This is a genomic window from Methanospirillum sp., from assembly GCF_028679455.1.
Classification (GTDB): domain Archaea; phylum Halobacteriota; class Methanomicrobia; order Methanomicrobiales; family Methanospirillaceae; genus Methanospirillum.
This window is the reverse complement of record NZ_JAJRBM010000185.1, coordinates 1-7,479: the sequence shown is the minus strand read 5'-3', so window position 1 is coordinate 7,479 and position 7,479 is coordinate 1. Positions and strand designations below refer to the sequence as shown.

Genomic DNA, 7,479 nt, shown 5'->3' with positions numbered 1-7,479 from the left:
TTTCAGTGCCGGTCTGGTGCGTGATACTTCTGACAATGCTGACAGCCTCCTCAATAGGGACCACATCAAAATAGTACCCTGAAGAGTCCGACTTTGAAGAATGTTCTTCAGACATGGATATTCCGGGGCATCGCCGCCTTTGGAGAAGAGATGATCAGAGCAAACCGGGTCCAACAAGATTGGGAAATTATTGTCAAATGGCTGTACCCGAGTTTATTGCACATACCTATTTTTTTACTTGTGGGGATTTAATCAGTTCCTTACCAGATCATTACTTCAACCCGGTCACCTGCACGATATCCCCTGCTGCCTGCGGGAATCCGGACAATACCGTCACTCTGGGAGAGCATATTGATAAGTCCGGCTTTGCCAAAGAGCGGTGTTGCCACGTCATCGGTGATGGTTACTCTGATATAACGGTCACTGTCACTGCTTGCATGAAGGTGATCCGCAAGCACAGCCTTCCTTACATATACCTTCTGTCTGGATGATCCCTTCATCGCCTGTATCAGGTGAATGACAACTAGTGAGAGGACCATAAAGGTTGCAGATGGATGTCCGGGCAGTCCGATAACAAGGATTGACCCGATTCTGCCGATTGTTGTCCGTTTGTCAGGGGCAAACGAGATACCTTCGGTGTATACCTCTCCCAGGGTATGAATCACCTGTGCAGTGACATCATATTCATCTCGTGAACTTCCCCCGCTCACGATGATAGCGTCACACTCCTGGGAAGCCTGATTTATCAGGGTGGTAAGTTCTTCTGCATCATCTCTGATGATACCGTATCTGACCGGAATTGCATCCTGTCGTTTGCAAAACGCTGTGATAAGATATGAATTGACCTCTCTGACTTCCCCGGATTTTGGGATTGATTCAGCGGGCACGAGTTCACGCCCGGTGGAGATGATGCCGATGACCGGTTTTCTCCTGACTTTAACCCGTATCCGCCCGACCGATGCCAGGACTGCGATGTCCTGAGGCCTGAGAACCCATCCGTTGGGATACAGTGGTTCACCGGTTTTAAAATCCTCATCTTTCCTGATGATATTGCTGTTTTTCCAGATCTTCCGGCTGATAACAATCTGCCCTTCCCGAATGGTGCAATCTTCAGTCCCCACTACTGCATCAGCACCCTCCGGAAGTATTCCTCCGGTCAGGATGGAAATGGCCTGACCCCGGTTGATCTGATCAATGTGGGTTACCTCTTTCTCCACGCTCCCGGCAAGGGTGAGTTTGCAGGGATTCATCGCTGAAGCATCTGATGTATCCGCGGTTATTAGGGCAAAACCGTTCACTGAAGAGCGATCAAATCCCGGCATATCAGCCAGAGCATAGATGGTTTCGCTGAGTGTCCGCCCCTCTGCGTCATCAACTGATATTGTCTCGGTTCCCGTTTTATGGGCTATATTCTGGACAATACGGATCGCTTCTTCGATGGGTACCGTGCTGTGTTCAGGAAGAGGATAATCAGAAGTAATACCCTCTGATGTCGGGATCACCCGATAATCAACCCGGGAGGTGTCCATCGATTGCATGATCCACGGAATAGGCATGAAGGAAGACTAGTTGCATTCACTTGCAGATATATGCTCAATTAAGGGACTCCTTTAACTAAAAATATTTATTCTCCCCTACATTGTCAAAAACACTTGTTTAATTGATCGTGGAGAGATGCTTCAGTGTTGTAATTACTTTCTGTTTGTGGTTTCAGAAAAATTACCCGTAAGAGCCTTATTGTTCCAGACTTCGGTTTGCCGGCCGTTCGACCTTCACAAATGCTGACTTGGGTTCTTTGCAGGGGGGACACCGCCAGGTATCAGGTAACGCAGTGAATGGTGTTCCCGGGGGGATATTCTGGGTAGGATCACCGAGTTCCGGATAATAGTAATACCGGCAGGGACTACACCGATAGACATCCATATCCGGATTTGATGATGAAGCTACTTTCTTCACTGCTAGATATCAGCTGAGATTCTTCATATGTTTTTCTGATGTGCAATTCCCTTTCGAATTACAATCGGTTAATTATGCAATGAGTCTAGTTTTTTTAGTATACAGAAATTGAAATTGTTCTGGTGTTGATATAGACTATGTAGTATGCCGATCCATCAATGCTTATGGCCGAATGGATCTGTACAAAATGCGGGTACATCTACAACGAAGCATTTGGAGATGTTGCTCATGACATTCCAAAAAATACCCCGTTTGAAAAAATTGATCCTTCATGGATATGTCCCCGGTGTGGGGCTGACAAATCCTTCTTCGTAAAGAAGAGTTAAACTGCATTATCCAGGGTTTCTGAATGGGTTGGTTCATGTGAGCATACTTTCTGTTGTTCTGACGACTGGTACCTGTACCCAATCCACTTACCAAACACTTTAGGCCTCAATTTTCCATTACCTATACATGGATCATGATGAGTATACGCAGGATGAACTTCTGGCAAAACTCACCGAACTCGGGTATGATCCCAGGTTTCAGGATTATTACCGGAATTGCATTCCGTTTCATACCTACCCGGCACCGGGGATGCTGATCGCTATTGGTATGGTGGATTATGCACTCGAACTGATCGAAGCAAAACCTGGTGAAAAAGTATTCGCAGTCTGTGAAACCCAGAAGTGTGCTCCTGATCCCCTTCAGATCATTGCTCACTGTACGATAGGCAACAACCGTCTGAAGATTGTACCCATTGGAAGGTTTGCGATCACAATGAACCGCCCGACTCTGGGTGATTCGGCAGAAGGAGTCAGGGTTTTCATGGATCCAGTCAAACTGGCTGCCTGGCCAACCCTGGAGAAATGGTTTGCAAACAGCCCTGAGTTTTCCAAAAAGACGATGGCGAAAGCACTTCAGGATGAGATCCTGAAGTCAAAACGTTCTATCCTCTCGGTTCAGAAGGTTAAGGTTCCAGTCAAACAGAAAGAAAAATGGCGGTCTGCAGTCTGTAAAACCTGTGGTGAAGCGATCCCTGAATATTTAATTGAAGGTGATCACTGTGCCGGTTGCGGAAGCCTGCGGTACTATGATCTTCTCTGATCTTTTTTTCACCAGAACAAACTCCTTATAACCGAGATTTGGCGGTATCAGGCATCGGTTCCGGGTATCTGAACTATTTTCAGGTTATTGCATCAGATCCAAAGGTGATGTGAAGTAGTGCCGGGTGACATGACAAAAAAGCTTGTTCAGGCTCCAGCATGGGAGAAGGAAAATTCTTCTCCCGATGGAGTTGCGATGAGTATGTGTCGTTCCTGGCACCGGGAGTGTTTACTCCTCGAAGATGTTTGTGTAGATAGAGTCAGTGCCGGTTGCCTCAAGACGTGCACGCTCTGCCTTCTCCTCTGCGAGTGCATGGATTGGCGGGGACATGTCGCGTCCGGGAACATGGCCGAACATCTTCTCGATCTCGGTCTGCTGTGAGTGCATGAACAATGCGTTTGGAATCTCCATTGGGCAGAGTTCTTCGCACTGACCACAGTTCACACAGGAGTCTGATACGTGAGCGAACCGGATCAGGTGGAACATAAAGCTGGTTGGCAGCACACCGGGTGCAATGTACCATGGCTTCTTGGTGGAACACTCGATACAGTAACATATCGGGCAGTTATCCACACAGGCGTAACACTTGACACACTTTGCTGATTCGGTCATGATCAGCTTCAGCCGGTCCTTGCCGGTGCCGAGTCCCTCGAAGTCGCGTTTTCTGCAGGAGTCGCCGAGCTTGAACATTGCGTTCTCGACTTTGCCCCTGATCTCAATACCCTTCGGGTTTGCAGCTTCGGTCTCAAGAGCACCCTTTGACTTGGCACTCTCAATCAGGTTTGCACCCTTTTCAGAGCAGACTTCAAGGAATGTTGCCTTTCCTGCCTTGTCTCCGATGACTCCCCAGTTTCCTGCTGCAATATCAGCCTGGCGGGGAACTTTCATCTTGCAGCGCTGGCAGTTGGATCTGCGTCCGTAGCCTTCTTCCTCGAGTTCATCGATCTTGATGCCTTTGTGGCCACCTTCGAACTCAATGATGAACTGACCCTTGTCGATCTCTTCCTTGTGGACGGTATCAGGGTCAACCTCGAACTTCTCGGTGATCATTCTCCGTGCTGCAACCGGGCTGACTGAACCTCCACAGTTGACACCGATCATGATGATGTTGTCAAGGTTGATCTGGTTCCGCTTGGCAAGCTCGTAGAATGCCATGGCGTCGCAGCCCTTACAGGTGACTGCGTACTTCTTGTCCTTTGCCCCGTTCAGGTACTTTTTGATCAGCTTGGGGATGAGCAGGGTACCGCAGTGCAGGGAACCTGCAGACTTGATGACATCCTCCGGGTTGGAGATGACCGTAGGAACTGCATCGTAGAGATCCTTACCCTTCTGGATAGCAATCACTGCATCAACCATCTTGGTCTCAAGTGCATGTTTCAGGAGTGCGGTGACGGCTCCTCCACATTCACCTTTCTTCTGGACCTCGGAGTCCTTTGCCCATGCGTAGAGCATATCGCCTTTTGCTACCATCTTAGTTACCTCCGAGTTTTTCGATAGATATTGCGCAGTGCTTGAGTTCAGGCATCTTGGAGAGTGGGTCGAGTGCCGTGTTGGTCAGGTTGTTGACACCATCTGCAAAGTGCATAGTCATATAGACCACGCCGGGTGCAACATCGTCGGTTAACCGGGCAATCGTCTCAGTCTCGCCACGACGACTCTTCAACTTGACAAGTTCCCCGTCCTTGATCTTCAGGCGCTGTCCATCCTCAACATTGATCTGTGCGTACGATCTTGGGACTTCACGGTGCATGTCACTACGTCCGGTCTGGGTCCGGGAGTGGTAGTGGAAGATGAGCCGTCCGGTCATGAGGGTGAATGGATACTCAGCATCAGCGACTTCTGCTGGTGGCCGGTATTCAAGACCAAAGAACTGACCCTTTCCGTTGGCGGTTGCAAACTTCTCGCGGTGCAGGATCGGGGTTCCCGGGTGCTCTGGGGTTGGACAGGGCCAGATAACAGATTCTGGCTTTTCCATCCGCTCATAGAGACAGCCGAACATGGAGGGAGTTACTGCCCGCATGTCGTCCCAGACGTCCTTTCCGGTTGGGAGATCAAAGGTCTTCAGACCAAACCGCTTTGCCAGTTCTGCAATGATCCAGATATCTTCCTTTGCCTCGCCTGGTGGGTTCACTGCCTTGCGGACACGGTTGACACGGCGTTCTGCACTGGTGAATGTTCCATCCTTCTCTGCAAAACAGGCTCCTGGCAAGATGACATCAGCATACTGACAGGTCTCGGTGAAGAAGATATCCTGAACCACAAGGAAGTCAAGTTTCTCGAGTTGGCGTTTCACATGGTTTGAGTCAGGATAGGTGACCGCCGGGTTGATACCAAGCATGTATAATGCTTTGATCTCTTCTCCGCACTGGTTGATCTGTTCGGTGAGGGTAACACCGTACCAGTCTGGCAGGTCAGTAACGCCCCAGGCCTTCTCCATCTTTGCACGGTTCTCCGGAACTTCACACTTCTGGTACCCGGAGTAAACGTTCGGGTATGCACCCATATCACAAGCACCCTGAACGTTGTTCTGTCCACGGAGTGGGTTGACACCGACACCTTCGCGTCCGATGTTACCACAGAGCATCGCGAGGTTTCCGAGGGATCTGACGTTGTCAGTACCGGTGGTGAGTTCAGTGATACCAAGACAGTAGATGATTACCGCGTTCTTGACATCTGCGTATCTGAATGCAAGATCTTTGACTGTTTCGAGTGGAACACCGTGAATTGCCTCGCAGTCAGCGTAGTTCTCGACAGTCTTCTTGAGATCATCGAAGTGTTCGGTCCGCTCTTCAACGAATTTTTTGTCGTACTTGCCTTCCTTGATGATCCAGTACATCATCGAGTTGATCAGGGCAATGTGAGTAGAGGGATTAAACCGTACCCAGGTATCAGCGATCCGGGCAGTCATGCTCTTACGTGGGTCAACCACGATGATTGGAATGCCCTTCTTTTTTGCCTCTGCAACCCGGCGTCCTGCGAGGGGGTGTGCTTCCATTGCGTTGGATCCCCACATCAGGATGAGGTCAGAGTTCAGGACATCTCTAAAACCGTTGGTTGCGGCTCCGGAACCGAAGGAGAGTGAGAGACCGGCAACAGAAGGTCCGTGGCAGATACGGGCACAGTTATCGACGTTGTTTGTCTTGAATGCACACCGGGCAAACTTCTGGAAGATATAACAGTCCTCATTCACCGTTCTGCATGAGGTATGGAATCCGAGACCACGTGGGCCGTGCTTGTCACTGACCTCTTTCAACTTCTTGGCAACCAGGTCAAGGGCTTCGTCCCAGGTTGCGGGAACATGCTTTCCGTCCTTCTTGATCAGCGGGGTGGTGAGCCGGTCAGGGTTGTGCACGTGTTCCCAGCAGGTCATGCCTTTTGGACACAGTTTTCCTTCGTTCACTGGGGTACGCTGGTATGCCTCGACACCAACGACCTTCCCGTCGTTAACGACCAGATTAAGACCGCATCCTACACCACAGTATGGGCAGGTTGTCGGTACATATTTCATGACTTCTGTATTTTCACTCATATTTCACCCGAGTTCAAACGGTGAAAGAAACCACTATTTCAGGAACCGGCATAGCCGGTGTAATAATCCCTGCCTTGCGATCAGGTCTTCAATTCCAGACTACCCGAATAGTCTGTGTGGACCTGCCACCCTGACCACAGTGCAGAGTAAATATTGATGTGAGTATGAATATAAATCTGGCGAAACAGACTCACAAAATGGTGATTAGTGGTGGGTGGGTTGAAATGCCACCCCGGTTCACTGTTTATAACTCCTTGTCCACACTTTTCTGTACTCGAAGATTATATTTGATGAATTAGGTATGGTTACCCGGTTTTTATCTCTCCTCAGGATATCCCTTGGGAGACTCACACATGGTATCTACCCCTCTGATAGGATCCTGAAGACTGAAGAGGATCCGGTTCTTTTCTCCATGTTCAAACCGTACCAATGATACGAGCCCGTACCAGATCTCGGTATTTGGCTTCTGATACCTGGCTTCGTACGAATCTCTTCCTTCGTTCAGGCATCTTTGAATATGCTCCAGCATTTTTTCAGATTCGGATCCCGAAGGGGTTGACAGGATGCCGACTTTCTTTCCAACCAGTTCATCAGACGAATATCCATAAAAATTCAAGGCAGCCTTATTAAAATCAAGATAAATCATCTGGTCTGCATCTATTAACACCAGGGGGACCGGTGAGTCATCAAAGAGGAACCTGTTATAATTCCTGCTCTCCAGAAGTGCCCGTTCCATCTGTGTTCGTTCGGTAATATCAGTATAGGTGCCCCGATATCCGATGATATTCCCATCGGTGTTGTAAACCGGGGAGCCGCTGGTTTCAACCCTGACAACTGATCCATCCTTTTTGATCATTGGAGTTTGAAACTGGCGAAAAGATCCTTCTCGTTTTGAAACTGACCTGATG

Annotated in this window: 7 protein-coding genes; 2 read left to right on the top strand and 5 right to left on the bottom strand. The window is 49.1% G+C overall.

The genetic code is table 11. The features are described from left to right. Positions 1-260: 260 nt before the first annotated feature. Positions 261-1,538 (bottom strand): gephyrin-like molybdotransferase Glp, encoded by a 1,278-nt coding sequence (gene glp / locus LUQ50_RS06260; protein WP_300037815.1) that lies wholly within the window; start codon positions 1,536-1,538, stop codon positions 261-263. 196 nt (positions 1,539-1,734) lie between these two features. Then, entirely contained in the window at positions 1,735-1,956 is a 222-nt protein-coding gene (locus tag LUQ50_RS06255; RefSeq protein WP_367278968.1) for a rubredoxin, read from the bottom strand. A 158-nt stretch (positions 1,957-2,114) separates the two neighbouring features. Between LUQ50_RS06255 and LUQ50_RS06250 the strand changes: the two genes are divergently transcribed. Then, positions 2,115-2,282: a rubredoxin gene (locus tag LUQ50_RS06250; protein WP_300037812.1), complete on the top strand. Its 168-nt coding sequence runs from the start codon at positions 2,115-2,117 to the stop codon at positions 2,280-2,282. Positions 2,283-2,409: 127 nt separating this feature from the next. Continuing rightward, positions 2,410-3,042 (top strand): FmdE family protein, encoded by a 633-nt coding sequence (locus tag LUQ50_RS06245; protein ID WP_300037809.1) that lies wholly within the window; start codon positions 2,410-2,412, stop codon positions 3,040-3,042. 228 nt (positions 3,043-3,270) lie between these two features. Here the strand turns inward: LUQ50_RS06245 and LUQ50_RS06240 are convergent, their stop codons facing one another. The 3 genes from LUQ50_RS06240 to LUQ50_RS06230 all read right to left on the bottom strand — a co-directional run. After that, positions 3,271-4,512, bottom strand: a complete 1,242-nt coding sequence (locus tag LUQ50_RS06240; protein WP_300037806.1) for a Coenzyme F420 hydrogenase/dehydrogenase, beta subunit C-terminal domain — start codon at positions 4,510-4,512, stop codon at positions 3,271-3,273. A 1-nt stretch (position 4,513) separates the two neighbouring features. Continuing rightward, positions 4,514-6,571 (bottom strand): formate dehydrogenase subunit alpha, encoded by a 2,058-nt coding sequence (gene fdhF, locus LUQ50_RS06235; protein ID WP_300037803.1) that lies wholly within the window; start codon positions 6,569-6,571, stop codon positions 4,514-4,516. Positions 6,572-6,887: 316 nt separating this feature from the next. Next, on the bottom strand, positions 6,888-7,479 hold a 592-nt coding region (locus LUQ50_RS06230), incomplete at its 5' end, for a PAS domain-containing protein (RefSeq protein ID WP_300037800.1).

Bases quoted from the DNA above. Each gene is read 5' to 3' on its own strand.
- LUQ50_RS06250 (WP_300037812.1), top strand. From the start codon at position 2,115: ATGCTTATGGCCGAATGGATCTGTACAAAATGCGGGTACATCTACAAC.
- fdhF (WP_300037803.1), bottom strand. From the start codon at position 6,571: ATGAGTGAAAATACAGAAGTCATGAAATATGTACCGACAACCTGCCCA.
- LUQ50_RS06245 (WP_300037809.1), top strand. From the start codon at position 2,410: ATGGATCATGATGAGTATACGCAGGATGAACTTCTGGCAAAACTCACC.
- LUQ50_RS06240 (WP_300037806.1), bottom strand. From the start codon at position 4,512: ATGGTAGCAAAAGGCGATATGCTCTACGCATGGGCAAAGGACTCCGAG.
- glp (WP_300037815.1), bottom strand. From the start codon at position 1,538: ATGCAATCGATGGACACCTCCCGGGTTGATTATCGGGTGATCCCGACA.